Annotated in this window: 17 protein-coding genes, 1 tRNA gene and 1 pseudogene; 8 read left to right on the top strand and 11 right to left on the bottom strand. The window is 69.9% G+C overall.

Features of this window, described 5'->3' with window-relative positions; genetic code table 11:
• Positions 1-1014: 1014 nt before the first annotated feature.
• Positions 1015-1284 (bottom strand): hypothetical protein, encoded by a 270-nt coding sequence (locus HH310_RS26785; RefSeq protein ID WP_169178415.1) that lies wholly within the window; start codon positions 1282-1284, stop codon positions 1015-1017.
• Between the two features lie 97 nt (positions 1285-1381).
• On the opposite strand from HH310_RS26785, the gene HH310_RS26790 reads away from it, so the two are divergent.
• Positions 1382-1780 carry an SHOCT domain-containing protein gene (locus tag HH310_RS26790; protein WP_169178416.1) on the top strand — a complete coding sequence of 133 codons (399 nt, stop codon included), beginning with the start codon at positions 1382-1384 and terminating at the stop codon, positions 1778-1780.
• A gap of 5 nt (positions 1781-1785) precedes the next feature.
• On the opposite strand, the gene HH310_RS26795 is transcribed toward HH310_RS26790, so the two are convergent.
• Positions 1786-3450, bottom strand: coding sequence for a sulfatase-like hydrolase/transferase (locus HH310_RS26795; RefSeq protein WP_169178417.1), 1665 nt, complete (start codon positions 3448-3450; stop codon positions 1786-1788).
• A gap of 160 nt (positions 3451-3610) precedes the next feature.
• On the opposite strand from HH310_RS26795, the gene HH310_RS26800 reads away from it, so the two are divergent.
• Complete coding sequence (locus HH310_RS26800; protein ID WP_169178418.1) at positions 3611-5074, top strand: benzaldehyde dehydrogenase; 1464 nt, start codon at positions 3611-3613, stop codon at positions 5072-5074.
• On the opposite strand, the gene HH310_RS26805 is transcribed toward HH310_RS26800, so the two are convergent.
• Entirely contained in the window at positions 5071-5916 is an 846-nt protein-coding gene (locus tag HH310_RS26805; protein WP_169178419.1) for a PhzF family phenazine biosynthesis protein, read from the bottom strand. The two genes, HH310_RS26800 and HH310_RS26805, sit on opposite strands and share 4 nt — an antisense overlap.
• Positions 5917-5947: 31 nt before the next feature.
• Complete coding sequence (locus tag HH310_RS26810) at positions 5948-6829, bottom strand: proline iminopeptidase-family hydrolase (protein ID WP_169178420.1); 882 nt, start codon at positions 6827-6829, stop codon at positions 5948-5950.
• A gap of 173 nt (positions 6830-7002) precedes the next feature.
• Between HH310_RS26810 and HH310_RS26815 the strand changes: the two genes are divergently transcribed.
• The 3 genes from HH310_RS26815 (at position 7003) to HH310_RS26825 (ending at position 9335) form a co-directional block, all read left to right on the top strand.
• Positions 7003-7338 (top strand): antibiotic biosynthesis monooxygenase, encoded by a 336-nt coding sequence (locus HH310_RS26815; protein WP_169178421.1) that lies wholly within the window; start codon positions 7003-7005, stop codon positions 7336-7338.
• 112 nt (positions 7339-7450) lie between these two features.
• Entirely contained in the window at positions 7451-8029 is a 579-nt protein-coding gene (locus tag HH310_RS26820) for a dihydrofolate reductase family protein (RefSeq protein WP_169178422.1), read from the top strand.
• Positions 8030-8177: 148 nt separating this feature from the next.
• The gene (locus HH310_RS26825; protein ID WP_169178423.1) at positions 8178-9335 is read left to right on the top strand and encodes a branched-chain amino acid ABC transporter substrate-binding protein; all 1158 of its coding nucleotides are present in this window, start codon (positions 8178-8180) and stop codon (positions 9333-9335) included.
• Between the two features lie 2 nt (positions 9336-9337).
• Here HH310_RS26825 and HH310_RS26830 read toward each other — a convergent pair whose 3' ends face one another.
• From HH310_RS26830 to HH310_RS26840, 3 genes are all read right to left on the bottom strand, one after another.
• Positions 9338-10126 (bottom strand): SAM-dependent methyltransferase, encoded by a 789-nt coding sequence (locus tag HH310_RS26830; RefSeq protein WP_169178424.1) that lies wholly within the window; start codon positions 10124-10126, stop codon positions 9338-9340.
• A gap of 478 nt (positions 10127-10604) precedes the next feature.
• The gene (locus HH310_RS26835; protein ID WP_169178425.1) at positions 10605-10781 is read right to left on the bottom strand and encodes a hypothetical protein; all 177 of its coding nucleotides are present in this window, start codon (positions 10779-10781) and stop codon (positions 10605-10607) included.
• A 189-nt stretch (positions 10782-10970) separates the two neighbouring features.
• A complete protein-coding gene (locus tag HH310_RS26840) occupies positions 10971-11288 on the bottom strand; it encodes a hypothetical protein (protein ID WP_211192662.1) in 318 nt (105 codons plus the stop codon).
• Positions 11289-12464: 1176 nt separating this feature from the next.
• Between HH310_RS26840 and HH310_RS26845 the strand changes: the two genes are divergently transcribed.
• Together HH310_RS26845 and HH310_RS26850 are read left to right on the top strand one after the other, a co-directional pair.
• Positions 12465-13004 (top strand): GNAT family N-acetyltransferase, encoded by a 540-nt coding sequence (locus HH310_RS26845; RefSeq protein WP_211192663.1) that lies wholly within the window; start codon positions 12465-12467, stop codon positions 13002-13004.
• Positions 13005-13074: 70 nt separating this feature from the next.
• Entirely contained in the window at positions 13075-14334 is a 1260-nt protein-coding gene (locus HH310_RS26850) for a cytochrome P450 (RefSeq protein ID WP_312034338.1), read from the top strand.
• A 41-nt stretch (positions 14335-14375) separates the two neighbouring features.
• Here the strand turns inward: HH310_RS26850 and HH310_RS26855 are convergent, their stop codons facing one another.
• From HH310_RS26855 to HH310_RS26865, 3 genes are all read right to left on the bottom strand, one after another.
• On the bottom strand, positions 14376-15416 hold the full coding sequence (locus tag HH310_RS26855) for a glycoside hydrolase family 26 protein (RefSeq protein ID WP_169178427.1): 1041 nt from the start codon (positions 15414-15416) through the stop codon (positions 14376-14378).
• Between the two features lie 167 nt (positions 15417-15583).
• Entirely contained in the window at positions 15584-15904 is a 321-nt protein-coding gene (locus tag HH310_RS26860) for an STAS domain-containing protein (RefSeq protein ID WP_169178428.1), read from the bottom strand.
• A 75-nt stretch (positions 15905-15979) separates the two neighbouring features.
• Positions 15980-17656: an FAD-dependent oxidoreductase gene (locus HH310_RS26865; protein WP_169178429.1), complete on the bottom strand. Its 1677-nt coding sequence runs from the start codon at positions 17654-17656 to the stop codon at positions 15980-15982.
• A gap of 72 nt (positions 17657-17728) precedes the next feature.
• Here HH310_RS26865 and HH310_RS26870 point away from each other — a divergent pair.
• A tRNA-Gly gene (locus tag HH310_RS26870) sits at positions 17729-17801 on the top strand.
• Between the two features lie 572 nt (positions 17802-18373).
• Here HH310_RS26870 and HH310_RS45865 read toward each other — a convergent pair.
• Positions 18374-18484 (bottom strand): annotated as a pseudogene (locus HH310_RS45865) (hypothetical protein); the annotation flags it as partial.
• Positions 18485-18671: the final 187 nt, after the last annotated feature.

The raw sequence follows: 18671 nt of genomic DNA on the forward strand, positions 1-18671 counted from the left end.
AGCTGGTTCCGCCGGCCCGTGGTCCCCGTGCGAGGCGGCGTCGCCAGGCCCGGCCAGGTCCCAGCTCCCCACAGTGGGCGCCCCACCCGGGTGTGGGGAGTCGCGACGGCGGGGAGGCTGTGGTTCCCCACGCCGCGCCAGCCTCACCCGCGTGTGGGGAGTCGCGACGGCGGGGAGGCTGTGGTTCCCCACACCGCGGCCACCCACAGCCGGTGTGGGCACCTGTAACGGCCGGAACATCCCAGCTCCCCACAGCGACGGCCCTCTGGTCCGCCACGGAAGGCCAACGCCTCGGAGGGTGAGCGGCGCGAGAACCAGCTGAACAGTTCCGCTCTGTGTAACTGTTCAGCTGGTTCCGTCGGCCGGGAGCCCCCGTGCGAGGCGACGCCGCCAGGCCCGGGCAGGTCCCAGCTCCCCACAGTGGCCGCCCCACCCGGGCGTGGGGAGTCGCGACGCCGAGGAGGTGGCGGTTGCCCACACCACAGCCACCCCCACCCCCACCCCCGTGTGGGCAGTCGCGACGCCGGGAAGGTGGCGGTTGCCCACACTGCAGCCGCCCCCATCCAGGTGTGGGCAGTCGCGACGCCGAGGAGGTGGCGGTTGCCCACACCGCAGCCGCCCCCATCCAGGTGTGGGCAGTCGCGACGCCGAGGAGGTGGCGGTTGCCCACACCGCAGCCGCCCCCACCCAGGTGTGGGCACCCGCCACGACCGGAAGGTCCCGGCTCCCCACAGCGACGGTCCGCGCAGGTCCGCCGCGCAAGGTCAACTCATCGGAGCGTGAGCGGCGCGAGAACCAGCTGAACAGTTCCGCTCTGTGGGACATCGCGGTCACATCGTGGGCTTTTCGTGAACCTTGGAGAGTTGCGCCCACATACGAGCCATAACTCTCCAAGGTTCGCATCTGGACGGGAAAGCCAGCGGTGCGAAAGCTGCATTGCCGGACAAAAAGCTGCTCCACAATGGACGCGAATCTCACATCGCGGACGGCGGGTCCAGAACGTGGTCGCCGGTCTCAGTATGCGGCCGCGAGTCCCACGACATGGAAGCGCGGCGGGTCACTCGCTGAGCCCAGCGGCGCGGCGGCGCAGCCGGGCCACCCTGATAACCCGAAATATCGGATATGTCCGGCGAGGGTGGGCGCGGCGGTCAGTTGCTCGTCGAGGTCGACGTCGAGGTCGAGGTCGAGGTCGAGGTCGAGGTCGCGGGCGCGGGCGCTGCACGGCCTGGGCCGCGCCATATTGGAGATCTGCTGGTTCGGTGCGGCGCCGAGGCCATCGCGCATCGGCCGGACGGCAAACTACTCCGTGCGGGATGAGGCCGGAGCGCGCGCCAGGCTGTCCACTGGGAGATCACGACCCATCCCCCGGAAGGGCACTCGCATGTTCGACGACAACGGTTCGTTCCTGCTGGCGCTGTTCGAGTTCTTCGTGTTCGTCGCCTGGTTCATGTGCCTGTTCTGGGTCTTCGGCGACCTGTTCCGGAGCAAGGACATCGGCGGGGTGGCCAAGACACTCTGGACACTGTTCCTGATCATCCTGCCGATCCTGGGCATGCTGGTCTACCTGATCGCCCGCGGCGGCGGCATGGCCGAACGCGCGCTCGCCGCCCAGACCGACGCGCGGCGGCGGCAGGAGGCGTACATCAAGTCGGTGGCGCAGCCGAGCGGCGGCACCCCCACCGACGAGATCGCGTCCGCCAAGGAGCTGCTCGACTCCGGCGCCATCACGACCGCCGAGTTCGAGCAGCTCAAGGGCAAGGCCCTGGCCCATACGGCCTGAGCAGGTCAGTGGGCCTTGCCGAGCGCCACCGTGCTCTGCGTCCCGAACGCCGTGAAGAACCGGTCCCGGAACTCGTCCATCCGCCACAGCGGAGCGTCCGGGGCCGGCTTCAGGCCGTCCTGCCAGCTCCAGCCGGCGATCCGGTCCAGCACCCGCTTGTCGTGCGCGATGATCGTCACCGGCACGTCGTGGCTGGCGCCGTTGCCGCTGACCAGGGACACCGGCTGGTGGTCGCCGAACATGACCAGCACCAGGTTCGGATCGCCGTACGTGGTGGCCCAGGTGATGAAGTTGTCCACCGAGTAGGCGATGGACTTGGCGTACGCGGCCTGGGTCGCCGTGGCGTCCTGCCACAGGGTGCCGCGCGACGGGCCCTGCTTGGCCATCGGGCCGTAGACCGACCCGTCCCCGACGGCGGCCCAGTCCACGGTCTGCGGCAGCGGCGTCCACGGCTCGTGGCTGGAGGTGAACGTCAGCTCGGCCATCAGCGGGCCGGTCCGCTTGGCGTACACGTTCTGCTGGAATTGGCTCAGCAAATACTGGTCGGGCATCCGGGACCAGCCGAACCGCGGCCCCCGATAGGCGAGGTTCCGTGAGTCGTAGACGGTGTCGTACTTGTAGAAGCTCGCCTCCGGCCAGGCCGTGGTGTTGCCCGGTTCCATGCCGACGGTGTGCCAGCCCGCGTCGTGGAACGTGCTGGTCAAGGTGATCCGGTCGCCCGCGGTGACCTGGCGGTACCGCGGCTGGCTGTCGATCCACAGTCCGGTCTGGAACGTCGAATGCCCGAGCCAGCTGCCCCCGCCGTACGTGGACGAGGTCAGGAACCCGCTTTTGGCCGAGAACCCGGCGGCGGCCAGTTTCGCCTCGTCGGCTTTCAGCATCGGGGTGACGATCGCGGACATGCCCGGGTCCTCGAGCGACGATCGGCCGTAGCTCTCCACCACGCCGAGGATCACGTCCTTGCCCTTCAGGCCGGCGACCCGGTCGGCGGGCGCCACGCTGCGGAACGGGTCGTTGCGCGAGGCCTCGGCGAACTGCCGCTGGTCGCGGATCGCGGCGGGCACCTGCTTGGCGGTGGACTTCGCCAGCGCGGCCGCGGAGTCCGAGGCGACCGGGTTGTTCGGGAACAGGCTGACCCCGCTGAGCGCCAGCGCCAGCCACACCGCGCTCAGTGCCACCAGGGCCCGCCGGGTGGGTTGCGCGTGCCGGGCGGTGACGGTGGCGAGGCGTACGGCGGCAAGGGTTGCCAGACTCAGCACCGCCAGGGCCAGCAGGATCGCACCGGCGACCGCGAGATTCGCCTTGGTCTTGCCGTCGGTCTCGGTGAACGCGTTGTAGCCGTCCTTGAACAGGGTCACGTCCAGGACCGGGTTGAAGCGGCGGCCCAGCACCAGCAGGAAGCCCATGTTGGCGACCTTGAGGACCGCGATCACGCCGAAGCCGAACCCGAACAGCGCGGCCACCGGCTTACGCCAGCGACCGGGCAGGGCCAGGACCACCGCGCCGGCCACGATCAATTCCATCGGGACCCGCAGGTACGCCCCGGGGACCCACGCGCCGGTCTTGTGTCTCACCACGGTGTCCGGCACCACGAGCGCCAGGTAGAGCAGCACGAGCGACGCCACGGTCACGATCGTCCCGAGGACGGGGCGCAAGGTCATCGACTTCATCGGCAAGGCGGGTTTCCTTCGTTTCCGGTGGCGTGCCACGGAGAGATACGAAGCTGAACCGCGCAAGGTTCAGAAGGGCGAATACTTGGATCACCTTGTTGATTGCTTGGAGTCGCAAGTAATAAAGTCCTGCCCACCGCGTGCAGGGACGGAGACCCCCATGGCTTTGCTCGACGAGACCCGCTGGCACGACCTCATCCACGTCGACGGCGCCTGGCGCGCCGGGAGCGGCCCCGCCACCGACGTCATCGAGCCCGCCACGGGTGGCACGCTGGCCCGCTTCACCATGGCCACACCGGACGACGTCGCGGCCGCGGCCACCGCCGCGCGTGCGGCTCAGCGCGAGTGGGCGGCCACCCCGCATCCGGCGCGGGCCGCGGTCCTTCGCCGCGCGGCTCAACTGTGGGCCGAGCACGCCGAGGAGATCAGCTGGTGGAACGTGCGGGAGGTCGGCGCGATCCCGGGGATGGCCGGGTTCGCCGTGCACGTGGCCGAGCAGGAATGCTGGGAGGCCGCCGCGCTGCCCGCACGCCCGTACGGGGAACTGGTGCCCAGCGAGGAACCGCGACTGTCGATCGCACGCCGCTACCCGGTGGGGGTCGTCGGGGTCATCTCGCCGTTCAATGTGCCGATCATCCTGGGCATCCGGTCGGTGGCGCCGGCGCTGGCGCTGGGCAACGCGGTGCTGCTGAAGCCGGATCCGCGCACCGCGATCACCGGCGGGCTGGTGCTGGCCCGGATCTTCCAGGAGGCGGGCCTGCCGGACGGGCTGCTGCAGGTGCTGCCCGGCGGGGCCGACGTCGGGGAGGCGATGATCACCGATCCGTCGGTGAGCGTCATCTCGTTCACCGGGTCGACGGCGGCCGGGCGCCGCGTCGGGGAGCTGGCCGGCAAGCATCTCAAGCGGGCGCATCTGGAGCTGGGCGGGAATTCAGCGATGCTGGTGCTCGACGACGCGGACGTCGCGGCGGCGGTGAACCTCGCGGCCTGGGGCAGCTTCTTCCACCAGGGGCAGATCTGCATGACGACGGGCCGCCACCTGGTGCATTCCCGGATTTATGATGATTTCGTCACCTTGCTGTCCGACAAGGCGGCGAAGCTGCCCGTCGGTGACCCGGCGCGCGAGGAGGTCGCCCTGGGCCCGGTGATCGACGCGGCGCAACGCGACAAGATCCACGACATCGTCACGGCCAGTACGGCGTCGGGCGCGTCGGTGGCTGTCGGCGGCGAGTACGACAAGCTCTTCTACCAGCCGACCGTGCTGGCCGGGGTGACCACGTCGACGCCGGCCTTCGCCAAGGAGATCTTCGGCCCGGTGGCGCCGGTGGTGAAGTTCGACTCGGTCGACGAGGCGGTGGCGCTGGCGACCGCGTCCGAGTACGGGTTGTCGCTGGGCATCGTGACCGCCGACCCGATGCGCGGCATGGACCTGGCCGACCGCATCCCGACCGGCATCGCGCACATCAACGACCAGACGGTCAACGACGAGGCGAACGCCCCGTTCGGCGGGGTCGCGGCCTCGGGCACCGGCACCCGGTTCGGCGGTGCGCGGGCCAACATCGACGCGTTCACCGAGACGCGCTGGATCACGGTGCGCAGCAAGCCCGCCGCGTTCCCGTTCTAGGCCAGCCGCAACGTGCCGGTCGCGCTGACCACCGCGCGGCCGGACAGCACCGGGGTGGCGCCGTCGAGCCGGACCTCGAGCCGCGACGGGCGGCCGAGCCGGTGGCCCTGCAGGATCACGCTGGTCTCGCCCGCCAGGCCGTGCCGGTGCAGCAGGCCGGCGAGCGGGCCCGCGGCGGTGCCGGTCGCCGGGTCCTCGACGATCCCGGCGACCGGGTTGAAGAACCGGGCGTACGCGGTGACCTCGCCCCGCTCCACCGCGTACACGTAGCAGCCCTCACCGCCGGCGGCCAGCAGCAGGGCCCGTAACGCGGCGGTGTCGGGTGCCGCCGCGTCCACCGTCGCGCGGTCCCGCACGCCGACCAGCAGGTGCGCGGCTCCGGTGCCGACCACCTGCGGCGCCGGTGCCGCCACGACGTCGACGCCCAGCGCGGCGGCCAGCGGGACCAGCGGGACGGTGCTCCCGAACCGGGCCGGCTCCTGACGCATCGCGACCCGGTCGGCGGCGACGTCAACGGGCAGCACCACGTCGCCGAGCTGCTGATGCCACACGCCCAGCCGGTCCAGGCGGCCGTTGCCGGCCAGCCACCACCAGGCGCCCAGCGCGTTGTGCCCGGCACCGAACACCTCGACCCCGGCCGGCGTGAACGAGCGCAGCCGATGCGCGGCGCCGTCCATGGTCGGGGTGAGCAGGAAGGTGGTCTCGGACTGGTTGAACTCGCGGGCGATGCGCGCCATGACCGCGTCGTCGAGATGGTCGGCGTCGGGCACGACCGCCAAGGGGTTACCGGCCAGCGGCCGGTCCGAGAAGACATCCACCAACGCGAACGGCACCATGGTCATCCTGCGACCCTAGCCGCGCATCGTGCGGCCGTCAGTCGTTGCGGCGCAGGAAGGACCGCAGGGCCGCGACGTACGCCTCCTCTTCCTCCAGCATCGCGAAGTGGGCGCTGTCCGCGAATTCGACCCGTTCCGCATGCGGCAGTCCGGCGGCCAGGGTGTCGGTGCAGCGCACCTCGAACTCGTCGTACCGTCCACGCGTCAGCAGCACCGGCGTGGCGATCTCGCCCAGCCGCGGCGTCCGGTCCCAGGCAGCCAGGTTCCCGGTCACCACGAATTCGTTGGGACCGTTCATCGTCGCGTACACCTGATTGCCGTCGAGGTTGGCCAGACTGCGCAGCAGCGACGGGGCATAGGGTTGCCGCCGATACAGGAAATTGTCGTAGAAGACCCCCACGGCCGCCTCGTAATCCGGGGCGGTGTAATCGCCGCGCGCCTCAAATCCATCAAGCGTTTCCTGTACGTCGTTGGCGAGAAGCGACCGCAGACGGCGGGTCCCGGCGACGAACTCGGCGATACTGGCCGACGTACTCGCGAGCACCGCACTGGCAACGCCCCGCGGATGACGTAACAGGTATTCGATCGCGAGCCAGCCACCCCACGAATGCCCGTACAGGTGGAATCGGGTCAACCCCAGCGATTGCCGGACGGTGGCGAGCTCCTCGACGAATCGGTCCATCCTCCAGAGGGCGGGATCGCCGGGGCGGTCGGATAATCCACAACCGAGCTGATCGTAGAAGATCACCGGCCGGTCGTCGGCGAGGGCGCCGAGCGGCTCGAGATAGTCGTGCCCGCCACCCGGTCCGCCGTGCAGCAACAGCAGCGGAACGCCGCTCCCGGACCCGACGACATTGACCCACACCCGGCCGTCCGGCAATTCGATAAACCGTTCGCCTTCGTATGTGTTCGCTCCCACAAATGCTCCTGTTCCGTCGACGGGCGTAACGCGGCTTCGAGTTTGGAACCGGGCGAATGACGTACGCATCCGTCATGTGACGTAGGAAGGTGTATCTATCGCGTACAAGGCACGCCTGACTCGGGCGGGCGGGTGGGCGGAGGCCGCACCGGCGGGTCGGGGACAATAGGGGCATGACTATTGTCAAGATCAACGCCATCACGGTGCCGGCCGGCAGCGGCGACGAGCTGGCCCGGCGCTTCGCCGCCCGGGCCGGCGCCGTCGACGATCAGGACGGCTTCGAGGGCTTCGAGCTGCTCCGCCCGACCGACGAGCGGCCCACCTGGCTCGTGATCACCCGCTGGCGCGACGAGGAGTCCTTCCAGGCGTGGGTCAAGTCGCCGGCCTTCGCCCACGGGCACCGCTCGGCCGCCGAGCGCGCGGGCGAGGGCGCACCGCCCCCGGTCGGCGTGCACAGCGAGGTCTGGTCGTACGTCCCGGCCGGCGGCTCCGACCCGGCCCGCCCCTGACCGCGACCGCCGGCGCCCATGGTCGAGACTCCTCGTCGCGAAAGCCGATGAGTTTCGCCGACCTCCCCGGTCAGTATCGACATAGCCGATCAACCGGACCCGAGGAGCGATCATGACGGTCACCTACACGTTCGACGTCTTCAGCAGCCTCGACGGCTTCGGTGCCGCCAGCGCCAACTGGACCGGCTACTGGGGCAAGCAGGGCCCCGAGCTGCTCGACCGCCGCCTTTCCCTGTACGACCACGAGCAGCGCATGGTCTTCGGCGCCAACACGTTCCGGGCGTTCACGCGGATGCTGGCCGCCAGCACCGAGGAGTCCGAGGTCCGCGACCCGTGGGCCACCCGGATGTGCAACCTCCCGGCCACGGTCGTGTCGACCACCCTGAAGGCACCGCTCGACTGGCCGGACGCCACCGTCGTGAGCGGCGACGCCGTCGACGTCGTCGCCCGCCTCAAGGAGGAGTCCGACGTGCCGCTGCGCTCCCACGGCAGCCTGTCGATGAACCGCGCTCTGATGGCCGCCGGCCTGGTCGACATCGTCCAGGTGACCCTCTTCCCGGTGATCACCGGCGAGACCGGCCAGGACCCGATCTTCCAGGGCGCCGCCGACTTCGACCTCGAACTGCTCGAGACCCGCACCCTCGACGGCCGCACCCAGGAATTCACCTACCGGCCCACCCTGCACAAGTAACAGATATCGCACGTATGCCGCTCCTCACATTCGAATAACCGGTCCCATTTGGCCGGATGGCGTGATCCCATTTCGTGGACTTATCCTGACGGCTCGGTGGAATTAGATTTGCGCCTGATCACGGAGTCGCAAGAAAAGGGTTTCCACCGTGCGAAGAGTTCTTCGGGTCGTCGGTGCGGTGGCCGTCGCCGGATTGATCGCGGGTGCCTCGGCGTGTGCCTCGAGTGACACCCAGGCGGCGGACGGGTCACCATGCGGCTACAAGCTCGCCTTCTTCGGCGCGCTCAGCGGGTCCGCCGCCAACCTCGGCGTGAACATCGAGCAAGGCTACGAACTGGCCCTCGACCAGTACGCCCAGACGAACGGCAGCGACTGCGTCGAAGTGGCGAAGTTCGACTCGCGGGGGGACCCGGCGGTCGCCGCCGGGGTCGCGCACGACCTCGTCGAGGACAAGAAGATCATCGGCGTGGTCGGGCCGCTGTTCACCGGCGAGTCGGGGAGCGCCGATCCGATCTTCGACAAGGCCGGCGTGCCGACGATCACGCCGGGCGCGACCGGTGTGTCGCTGGCGACCAGCGGGTGGAGCACGTTCCACCGGGCGATCGCGAACGACGCCGCGCAGGGGCCGGCCGCCGCGAGCTACATCCAGACCACTCTCGGCGCCAAGAAGGTGTTCGTGGCCGACGACGGATCGCCGTACGGCACGAGCCTGTCCGCGCTGGTGAAGGCGAAGCTGGGGGCGCTGGTCGCCGGCACGGACGAGACCGCGGCCGACGGCGCGCAGACCGACTTCTCCACGCTGGTGCAGAAGGTCACCTCGAGCGGCGCGACCGTGCTGTTCTACGGCGGCTACTACGCGAACGCCGGTCTCATCCGCAAGCAGCTCACCGCCTCCGGCTGGACGGGCACGCTGGTGGGCGGCGACGCCCTCAACGACCCGGGCCTGTCGCGGGCGGCCGGCAACGCGGCGGCCGCGGGCACCGTCGCGGTCTGCCCCTGCTCGCCGCCGGAGGCCGCCGACAGCACGTTCGGCAACCAGTACCGGGCCAGGTGGGGCCACCCGGCCGGCACGTACTCGGACACCGCCTTCGACGCCACGCAGATCCTCCTCGAAGGCATCGCGGCCGGCGACACCACGCGGGAGAAGCTCAACGCCTACCTGTCGACGATCGACCACAAGGGCGTCTCGTACACCTATAAATTCACCCCGACCGGCGAGCTGGTCCCGAACCTGATCAAGATCTGGGCGTTCAAGTTCGACGGCTCGGGCGTCCCGCAGCCGGACCGCAAGATCGTGATTTCCTGACCTCAGCCCCGGTACGCCACGGCACCGAACTCGTCGACGTCCCGTCCGGCCGGAGCGTCCGGCCCGGGCCGCCACCGGGAACAGGGCACCAGTCCCGGTTCGACGACCTGCAGCCCGTCGAGGAACCGGGCCAGTTCCTCGGGCCGGCGCAGATGGTAGGCGAGCGGCGCGTTCGCGTTCCAGACGCCGATCGCCTCCTCGAACGCCGGCCCGTCGATCACGTTCGTGCCGTCGGCGGTGATCAGGTAGCTGCCCGGCGGCAACGCGCCCATCAGGTCCCGCACGATCGCGACGGCGTCGTCGAGGTCGCTCACGTGCCCGAGGATGTTCATCAGGATCAGCGCGGTGGGCTTCGACAGGTCCAGCGTCGTACGGCCCGCGGCGGCGACGATCGCGGCCGGGTCCCGCAGGTCGGCGTCGATGTATTCGGTGGCGCCCTCGCGCGTGCCGGTCAGCAGGGCACGGGCATGCTCCAGCACGAGCGGATCGTTGTCCACGTACGCGATGCGGGCCTCGGGAGCGACGGCCTGGGCCACCTGATGGGTGTGTTCGGCGGTGGGCATGCCGGTGCCGACGTCGAGGAACTGCCGGATGCCGGCCTCCCGCGCCAGGAACGTGACCGAGCGCTTGAGGAACGCGCGCGACGACCGGGCGACCACGGTGATGTCCGGGTACAGCGTGGCGAACCGGTCACCGACCTCCCGGTCGACCGCGAAGTTGTCCGTGCCGCCGAGCCAATAGTTCCAGACGCGGGCCGAATGCGGGACACCCGTGTCGAACCGGTCGGACATGAGAGGCTCCCGCCGTCGAATCGGTATCCACTATGGACTCTACCGTTCGCGGGCCCGAGGCGTACGGCTGATCGGAGCCATGATGAAAGCATGGGTAAGCGAATGCGGATCGGGCTCGCGGTGCTGCTGGTGGCGCTAGTCGGAGCGGGCACCTTCTGGTGGGGTCGATCGAGCGCCGCCTCGCCCGATCGGGGATACGCCGTGGGCCATGCCGACGGGCTACGTGAGGGTCGCGCCGAACAGGCCACGCTGAAACTGCCCGCGACGGGTCTTCACCACTCGTTACCAGGCCGGGGCGGCCGACGTCTTCAGCGGCTTCGACGGCGGTTGGGACATCAATTTCCCGTACGTCGTGATGCTGGCGCCCGGCGGAGCAGGTGTCACGTACCGCATCGATTCGCGGACGCGCCTGGAGCCGGGGGCGAGCTACTACCTCTGCCCGGACGGTCATACATTGTGCCGGGGCCGCGCTGACCCGTCACCAGCTCGCGCCGAAGGTGTCGCCGGACTTGCCCGGCTCCGCGGTCATGACCTGGGCCGCGGGGCGAGCGGCGGTCAGGCGAGAATCGGCGTCTTCGATCCGGGGTTCGTCGGCGTTATCGCGGAACTCGGCGGCGAGAGCCTCCCGATCCCGGACCTCGATCACCGTCGCCACGTCGTCTCCCCTTCGCCGCCTGTGGGTCGCGCCGTCTGTGGGCCGCGTCCGCCGTTGGGTCGCGCCGGTTTTGGGTCTTGCCGCCTTCGGGCCGCCTTCGGGCCGCCGTTGGGTCGCGCCACTCTCGGCGTTGCCGCCTCTGGGTCTTGCCGTCCTTGGGTCGGTTCCGCAGCCGGAAGCGCGCCTGGGTCAACTGGCGGTGGCCGGCACGGGTCGCAAGATGAGGGCCGGTGTCGCGGGTCGCGTGGGATAAGTGGTGCGGATAGTCGCTTGCGCCCACTTCATCCGGTCGGCCGCGGTCTCCGGGTGATCGCCGAACTCGCCGGCCATGTGCGCCGCGCAGCCGCGGATGCCCAGCTTGCGGAGCGTGCTCGTGACGACGTCCTGGACCTGGCCGGCCGAGGGCTGATCGGCCGGCTGCAGCCGCGAAGCGAACAGGGCTTCGGCGCGCAGGTTGTCGAACGTGGTGCGGGCCGCATGCCGGAGATGCTGCGTCTTCCTGGTCAAAGTCATCATCGTTCCGGCCTCGCTTCCTCGGTTACCACGCTGTGGGTGACTTTCTTCAACACTTATCGTTACCCTCGTCCCTCCGGCGCCCGATGTCGTCACGGCTAGCGCCCAACCTCGACTACCGGCCAGCAGGAATGCCTCTGACCAGCGCGCCGGCGCGGCGGCCGCCGAGACGGACATGCATCGGCCTCCCGTATCCCCGGGGTGACGAAGTTCCACCCATAAGCAGCGGGTTGTCGCCGGTCGACCGCTCGCCCGTCGCATGGCCTTCGCCCGGGTCTCCGGAATGGTCAGCGTCGGCCGGTCTTGCGATGTGCCCGACAGCGGGACCTTTGTCCGTTGTGCGGGACCCGCGACCGCATCGTGGTCGCCTGGTCCCGCGATGTGGGACGCGCGTCCACTGTAGAGAGTTTTTCATCCCGTCTTACGGCTTTTGCAACCGAGCTTTCGCCGATGTTCCGCAGACCTTGGATACCTATGGCTCGCATATGGGCGTAACTCTCCAAGGTCGCGTGAAAGCCCAGGATGCGGTCGGGATCCGCCACATAGTGGGATCGGTGCCGCGACTCGGGGCCAAATGGAGACGGACGCGACGGTGGTTTCGTCCAGGCACACCTACCGCCCGGGCGGCCTGTTTCCACTCCGCCATCGAGGGAGTGCCATGCCGGGCGACATTTCCGACTTGTCCGCCATCGAGGGAGTGCCATGGCGGGCGACATTTCCGACTTGCGACGGCGAGGGGGCGCCTCGGCCAGCTGGGCGGGGGACAACTCAGTGACGCCCGTCGGCGCGCGCCTCGGGCGGTGCGCCGTCCGGCCCGGCCAACTCCGGCCCGGCCAACTCCGGCCCGGCCAACTCCGGCCCGGCCAACTCCGGCCCAGGCGGCACTTTCCCTCGACCAATCACGGCATTTCGGATTTGTCGGACGGCGCCGGGCCGGCCTGTCCAACTCCGGCCCGCGTGGCGAGGCTTGGAGCCGCTGCGATGCCGAGGCTGGCGCCGCGCGCTGACGAGGGACGCGGCCACCGCGGACGTGTGCGCCTTGTTGGTCATCATCTCGGCAGCCGCTCGGTCGCCGGCATGAAGCCGCCACATCACACCGTGAGACCGCCCTGCCGCCACCGTGAATTAATGGGGCGACCACCCACCCCACCTCCCACTACGCTCACGCGAATGCGGGTGACCACCGAACGCCTCCACCTCCGCCCCCTCCGCGACGGCGACGAGACCGACCTGCTCGACTACCGGGGCCGGGACGACGTCAACCGCTACCTGGAGAGCGACCCCCTCACCGCCGACGCCGCCCCGGCTTTCGTCGCCGAGCGGACCGCCCTCACCCACCTCACCCGCGACGGCGACCGCATCCTGCTCGGCGTCGAGCTCGACGGTCGCCTGATCGGCGACGTGCGGCTCAAATCGTCCGGCACCCTGGCCGACCGGCAAGGCGAGATCGGCTGGGTCTTCCACCCGGGTTACGCCGGGCACGGCTATGCCACCGAGGCCGCCCGCGCCCTCGTCCGGCTCGGCTTCGACGAACTCAAGTTGCACCGCATCTGGGCCCAGCTCGACCCCCGCAACACCGCCTCCGCCCGGGTCTGCGAAAGGCTCGGGATGCGCCGCGAAGGGGTGCTGCGGGAGGAGTCCTGGTTCAAGGGGGAGTGGGCCGATCTCGCCGTCTACGCGCTGCTTGCCAGCGAATGGGCAGAGATGTAACAACAGCGATTCCTGGATCGGGTGGTTCTCGTGTGATCATGCACGCGCTGCCTGAGCCGAGGAGGAAGATGTGAGCGTGGCGTCGCTGGTGTCCGCTGTGCGGTCGCAGGTGCTGGGACTGCTCGCGCGCCGGTTGTCCGGTGCCGGGCCGTACCCGGGGCTGGCCATGCTGCCGGACAAGGTGCTCTGGCCGCTGCATCGCGACGGCCTCGACCCGGTCGCGGAGATGGCGCTCCGGGAACCGGTCAGCCGGATGTCGGTGCCGTTCGGCCTGCGGGTCTGGCTGGTCCGCGGCTACGAACCGGTCCGTGAGGTGCTGGGCAGCCTGGACGGCTACAGCAACGACTTCGCGAAGTTCGCCGGGCAGGTCGGCATCAACGTACGGCAGGATCCCGGTGGTCTGGGGTTCGCCGACCCGCCGGTGCACACCCGGCTGCGCAAGACGCTGACCCCGGAGTTCACCATGCGCCGCCTCGCCCGGCTGCAGCCGCGGATCGAGCAGATCGTGGCGGGTCAGCTCGACGAGATGGCGGCCAAGCGGCCGGATGTCGATCTCTGGCCGGACTTCGCGCTCGCCATCCCGGCCCTGACGATCTGCGAGCTGCTCGGTGTCCCGTACGAGGATCGGGAGTATTTCCAGAAGTTGAGCACCGCGCGCTTCGACATGGCCGGCGGCGCGGGGGTCTCGCTGGACGCCATCGGCGAGTCACTGTCGTACCTCGGCGGCCTGATCGAGGCGCAGCGGCGGGAACCGGGCGACGGGCTGCTCGGCTCGCTGATCCGCACGCACGGCGACGCCATCGACGATCGTGAGCTGGCGGGTCTCGCCGACGGGGTGCTGACCGGCGGGCTGGAGACGTCGGCGAGCATGCTGGCGCTGGGCGCGCTGATGCTGATGGACGACGACGCGATGGCCGCGGGGATGCGCAACGGCGAGCACGTCGACGAGACGGTCGACGAGATGCTGCGCTACCTCACCGTCGTGCAGGTGGCGTTCCCCCGGATGGCGACCCGCGACCAGCAGATCGCGGGCGTGGACATCAAGGCCGGCGACGTGGTGATCTGTTCGCTGAGCGGCGCGAACCGGGACGACCACTTCGGCGAGGCGACAGACCGGATAAATCCGGCACGAGGCAGAAGCCATCTCGCGTTCGGGTACGGCATGCACCGCTGCATCGGCGCCGAGCTGGCAAAGATGGAGCTGCGTACGGCGTACCCGGCGCTCGTTCGTCGTTTTCCGCGGATGCGCCCGGCCGTGGACCCGGAGAAGCTGAAGTTCCGCCGCGCCTCGATCGTGTTCGGCCTGGAATCGCTGCCGGTGAAGCTGTGAAAAAGGCCCGGCCCCCACGAGGGAGGCCGGGCCTTCACCGTTCAGCGCAGACGGACGTTGAACAACGGCGACGCCGCCAGCTTGCGGAACGCGGCCAGGCTCGACGGCGCGCTGTCGATGCTGATGTCACGGTCGCCGGTCGCGTCGTTCTTCGTGTCGAAGTAGACGATCGCCTTGATGTTCGGGCGCTTCGCCAGCTCCGGCAGCACGCTGTTGAACTGCTTGGACTTGTCGACGACCTTGCCCACCCGGTGGTAGGCGCCCCACTCGGCCACCATGAACGGCTTCGACGGGTGCTGCTTGGTCGCCCAGTCGTAGAAGCCGATGCCCTTGGGAGCCTTGCGGTCCAGCAGGTCGGCGAACACGCCCGCGTGGTAGTAGTTCTTCTCCGCGCTCACGTACGAGTCGATGCCGATCCAGTCGACGACGTCGTCACCCGGGTAGAGGTCCTTCCACCACGACTGCGCCATCCACTTCTCATTGCCCATGTACGCCACGACGCTGACCATGTTCGACAGGCCCTTGTCGCGCAGCCGCTTGATGACGTGGCGGAACGAGGCCGCGAAGTCCTTGGCGGTCATGCCCGAGCCGGCGGCCCGCACGTCGTCCTCGGGCTCGTGGTTGAGCACCAGGAAGAACTTCTCCGGGAACGTCGACTTGACCCGCGCGGCGAACGTGTCGATGCGCTTGTCGAGCTTGCCGGCCGCCACGTTGGCCCAGGTCGAGCCGTACTCGACGCGCCAGTTCAGCAGCAGCACGCGCGGCTTGGTCTTGTCCCGGGCCATCGTCATCTCGGCCTGGGTCGGGAAGACCTCGTCGCCCTTGTGATACGTGTGGAAGATCGTCGCGGTGCGACCGGAGAGCTTCTCCCAGTTCTTGTGCTCCTCGTCGCGCGGCTTACCGGTGAAGCCGCCGGCGGCGGCACCCCACAGCACGCCGCAGTTCGGCACCAGCTTCGCGTCGGTGACGCACTCGCCGCTCGTGGTGGCGGCGGGCGCGGCCTGCGCGGCAACCGGACCGGCCAGAGCCGCTCCGATCCCGGCGAGCACGGCGGCCAGCGAGTACACGGACTTGCGCAACATTCAATCTCCCCCGCGTTGTCCGGCCTCGTTGTCGGCCGGGCATGGGAAAGAGATTCCAGGGCGGCAGGTGCGTCGTCGGTGCCCGTCGCGGTGCCACCTGGTTGCGCGGAAAAGTCCCCCGGAAGATCGGTTCCGCCGGGGGCGGGTTGAGCCTTTCTAGAGGCTTTCTAGAGGCCGAAAACGTCGCCCAGGCCGGTGACCTCGATGGCCTTGCGGACCGGCGGGGAGGGCCTCTCCAGGGTGAAGGTGACCCCCTGCGCGGCGGCGCTGTTGCGGGCGCTGACCAAGGCCCCCAGCCCGTACGAGTCGATGAAGTCGAGGCCGCTCACGTCGATGCGCAGGAACCGGCAGCCCGGCTCGGCGGCCGCCCCGGCCAGGCTGTCGCGCACGTCGTCGGCGCGGTCGAGATCCACCTCGCCGGTGAGCGTCGCGACAACCAGGCCGTCCGGGTCGACCGGTTGGTACAGAATCGTGGCGTCTTTCGGCATCCGCCAGATGCTACCCGGCGGGCTCCAGCGCGCCCACGCCAAGATCAGCCCGCGCGGTTGGCCGCGCCCCCAAGATCAGCTTAGGTACGCCAGTGCCTGATGCACCGAGCGGACCGCGCTCGCGCCCTCACCGACCGCCGCGGCCACCCGCTTCATCGAGTTCGACCGCACGTCCCCGGCCGCGAACACCCCCGGCAGGCTGGTCTCGAACGGCAGCGGCGGCCGCCCGTCGAGGGTCCAGCGGTCGCCGAGCAGCACATCCGTCGGGATGAAGCCCTTCTCGTCCAGCGCGACGCCGGTCAGCCACTCGGTGGCCGGCTCCGCCCCGATGAAGCAGAAAAGCCCGAAACAGCCGCAAATCTCCCCGTCGCCGGACTGCCGCGACGTCAAGGTGACCTCCTCCAGCCGGTGCCCGCCGACCAGCCCGGTCACCTCGGTCGCCGTGCGCACCGCGATCCTGGGCTCCGCCACAATGCGATCCACCAGGTAGTTCGACATCGAAGCGCCCAGGTCCCCACCGCGTACGGCAAGAGTCACTTGATCGGCATGCCGGGACAGATAGATGGCCGCCTGGCCGGCCGAGTTCGCCCCACCCACCACCGTCACCGGGAGCCCGCGCACCGCCTGCGCCTCCAAATCGGTCGCCGCGTAGTAGATGCCCGACCCGACGAAATGCTTCCACCGGTTCAACGGCAGCTCACGGTACGCGGCGCCGGTCGCGACCACGACGGTACGGGTGGGGACCTCGGTGCCGTCGAGCAACGTGATGATGTGCAGGTCGTCCTCGGTACGCATCGACACCACCGGACACGGGCTGCCCAGATGCGCGCCGAACTTCAGCGCCTGTACCACCGCCCGGTCGGTGAGCTGCGCGCCGCTGAGCCCGAACGGGAAACCCAGGTAGTTCTCGATCCGCGAACTCGCCGCCGCCTGCCCGCCGGTCGCCACCGCGTCGATCAGCACGGTCTCCAGCCCCTCCGACGCCCCGTAGACCGCCGCGGCCAGGCCGGCCGGACCCGCGCCGACGATGGTGAGGTCGGCAACCCCTTTGGGCGTACGCCGATAGGTCAGACCAAGATGGTGACTCAGCACGCCGGTGCTGACCCGCGGCAGCGTTCTCGCCGGCATGATCGCGGCCGGCAGGTCGGCGGGCGACAGGTCCGCCGCCGCCATCGCCTTCTGCCCGTCCTCCGACTCCGGATCCAGCCACAGATGCGGCAGATACTGCCGGGTCAGGAACGTCTGCAACGCCAGACCCTCCCGGCTGCGCAGGTCGCCGACCACCTCCAGGTTGCGGCCCACCTCGTACATCAGCAGCTGCCGCCGCGCCAGGAACGACCGCAGCAGCTGATCGCTGAGCTCCGCGTCGCGCGCCATCAACTGCCGGAACGAGGCCATCGGGATCCGGTGCACGACCCCGTCCTGCGCCACCCGAGACGAGCCGATCCGGTTCTGCCCCGTCAGCAAGCTCATCTCCCCGACGAACTGCCCCGGCCCCGCCGTCAGAAACGCCGACCCGTCCTGCCGGACCACCTCGAGCAGGCCACTCTCCACCAGCAGCAGCTCCGGGTCCTCGTCACCCACCTCGAACAGCACATCACCCTCGTGCACCGCACCGGGCACCCCGTAGGCGATCGCCCGCGCGAACACCTCCGGCGTGAGCTTCCGGCTCGCAAGCGCGACAAGTTCATCCAGCTCATTGCCCAGTTCCGGGAACGAGCTGCGGCCAAGGTCAGGGAGAGATGTCACCACCGGCTGATGCTGACAGACCGGGCGACCTCGGTTCAATGACCCAGGACTCCATCCGCTAAGCTTTATCCCGTCGCGGACGTAGCGCAGCTGGTAGCGCATCACCTTGCCAAGGTGAGGGTCGCGGGTTCGAATCCCGTCGTCCGCTCGCGGCTGGGGCGGCCCTGTCTGCAGAAAGCGCAGACCTTGGGCCGCTCGCCTGTTTCCTGGGGGCCGAGCCCCCAGACCCCACGGTGCGGTGGTTGCGCATTCGCGTGAGGGTCGCGCTTGGTGCGTTGGGGCAGTTTGGGAATCGCTGACGCGGTTCGAATCGGGCTTGAGTGTTGCCGTGGTGTGGCGCGTCCCGCGCTGCGCGCGGTCGCGATGGGCGCGCTCGCCCGCTGCCGCGACTGCGTTCCCGCGTCCGTGGTCCGCTCGCGCCGACCGTGCTTTCCGTGCCCGCCGTCCCGCGCTCGTGACACCGGTCGCGGCGGCGGTGTTTCCGTCTCGCGCGTTTGCGGCGCCTGCGTTCCCGCGCTCGCGGAACCGGTGTTTGCCGTGCGCGCCGTCTCCCGCGTTTGCGGCGCCCGCGTTCCCACGCTCGTGACACCCGCCCGCGTCGCCCGCGCTTTCCCTTGCCGGCGTTTCCGCGTCCCTCCTTTCCGCGGTCGCGTCTCCCACGCCCACTCTTTCCGCGCCCGCGTCGCCCGCGCTTCCCTTGCCCGCGGCGCCCGCGCCTCCTTACCCGCGTTCCGCGCCCCTCCATTCCGCGCCCGCGTTTCCCGCGCCCGCGTTTCCCGCGCCCGCGTTTCCCGCGCCCGCGTTTCCCGCGCCCGCGTTTCCCGCGCCCCAGTTGCCCGCGCCGCGCCGGTTGGGGACGGGTGCGGCACGCCCTGTGCATCATGTCCGTCGGCGTGTGGCGGGCCACGGCACCCGCGCTCTCCGCGCTCGCTACGTCCGCTCCGCGGTGCGCCCGTCACGTCCGCGGTGCGCCCGTCACGTCCGCGGTGCGCCCGTCACGTCCGCGGTGCGCCCGTCA

It is taken from the genome of Actinoplanes sp. TBRC 11911 (assembly GCF_012933445.1).
Taxonomy (GTDB): domain Bacteria; phylum Actinomycetota; class Actinomycetes; order Mycobacteriales; family Micromonosporaceae; genus Actinoplanes.

Bases quoted from the DNA above. Each gene is read 5' to 3' on its own strand.
- HH310_RS26790 (WP_169178416.1), top strand. From the start codon at position 1,382: ATGTTCGACGACAACGGTTCGTTCCTGCTGGCGCTGTTCGAGTTCTTC.
- HH310_RS26830 (WP_169178424.1), bottom strand. From the start codon at position 10,126: ATGTCCGACCGGTTCGACACGGGTGTCCCGCATTCGGCCCGCGTCTGG.
- HH310_RS26795 (WP_169178417.1), bottom strand. From the start codon at position 3,450: ATGAAGTCGATGACCTTGCGCCCCGTCCTCGGGACGATCGTGACCGTG.
- HH310_RS26845 (WP_211192663.1), top strand. From the start codon at position 12,465: ATGCGGGTGACCACCGAACGCCTCCACCTCCGCCCCCTCCGCGACGGC.
- HH310_RS26820 (WP_169178422.1), top strand. From the start codon at position 7,451: ATGACGGTCACCTACACGTTCGACGTCTTCAGCAGCCTCGACGGCTTC.
- HH310_RS26860 (WP_169178428.1), bottom strand. From the start codon at position 15,904: ATGCCGAAAGACGCCACGATTCTGTACCAACCGGTCGACCCGGACGGC.
- HH310_RS26855 (WP_169178427.1), bottom strand. From the start codon at position 15,416: ATGTTGCGCAAGTCCGTGTACTCGCTGGCCGCCGTGCTCGCCGGGATC.
- HH310_RS26785 (WP_169178415.1), bottom strand. From the start codon at position 1,284: ATGCGCGATGGCCTCGGCGCCGCACCGAACCAGCAGATCTCCAATATG.
- HH310_RS26800 (WP_169178418.1), top strand. From the start codon at position 3,611: ATGGCTTTGCTCGACGAGACCCGCTGGCACGACCTCATCCACGTCGAC.
- HH310_RS26805 (WP_169178419.1), bottom strand. From the start codon at position 5,916: ATGACCATGGTGCCGTTCGCGTTGGTGGATGTCTTCTCGGACCGGCCG.
- HH310_RS26815 (WP_169178421.1), top strand. From the start codon at position 7,003: ATGACTATTGTCAAGATCAACGCCATCACGGTGCCGGCCGGCAGCGGC.